This window comes from Mycobacterium helveticum (assembly GCF_007714205.1).
GTDB lineage: Bacteria > Actinomycetota > Actinomycetes > Mycobacteriales > Mycobacteriaceae > Mycobacterium > Mycobacterium helveticum.
The window spans coordinates 1-677 of the sequence record NZ_VMQU01000338.1 but is presented as its reverse complement, the minus strand read 5'-3'; the positions used below and the strand labels follow the sequence as shown (position 1 = coordinate 677).

Genomic DNA, 677 nt, shown 5'->3' with positions numbered 1-677 from the left:
TGCCCTTCGTGCAAGGGAAAATCGTGATGGTAGAAGTCATGATGTCCCGAGCAGAAGGGCACCCGCGAGGTGAATGCTACCGGTTTGTTGTTCGATGTCGATGATGTGGTGCTGGCGAGTCCGAAACACCCGGTGCCGCACCCGCTGATCACCGCCTCGGAAGACGATCTGACGTCGGTGGCGGGGGTGGCGTTGTGGGGTCCGCTGCTGGACCGGCTCAACGTGGTCGCCGAGGCCGATCGGCGGGGGTTGCGCGAGATCGGGCCGGGCGGTTATAGCGGTGGGCAGTGTTACCGGGCGTTGACCGAGACGCTGCTGGCCGGTGGGGATTTCTTGTCGGATCGGGCATTGTTGGCCGACCCGGCGACCGCAGTGTTGCGCGGAACCAACCCGTTGCCGTCGGTGCCCACGTTGTGGCGGTTTTTGGCGGGCGCGGATTTGGGCCGGGTGGCCAAAGCCGCCGCGGTGAACCGGGTGATGCTGCGCCGGGCCTGGGCGGCTGGCGCAGCCCCTGAAGGCGACCGGCTGACCATCGACCCCGACGCCACCCGGGTGGCGACCTACGGACCGGGGAAGGAAGGCAGCGCGTTTTCGCGCAGCGGGCAGACCGCCCTGTCGCCGCTGGTGGGCGTATGCGGTGAGACCGGCGACGTGCTGGCACTGCGCGCCCGCGGCGG

General features: G+C 68.5%; 1 protein-coding gene. It reads left to right on the top strand.

Going from position 1 to position 677, the window contains the following annotated elements:
* Positions 1-69: 69 nt before the first annotated feature.
* On the top strand, positions 70-677 hold a 608-nt coding region (locus FPZ47_RS27810; RefSeq protein ID WP_210420053.1), incomplete at its 3' end, for a hypothetical protein.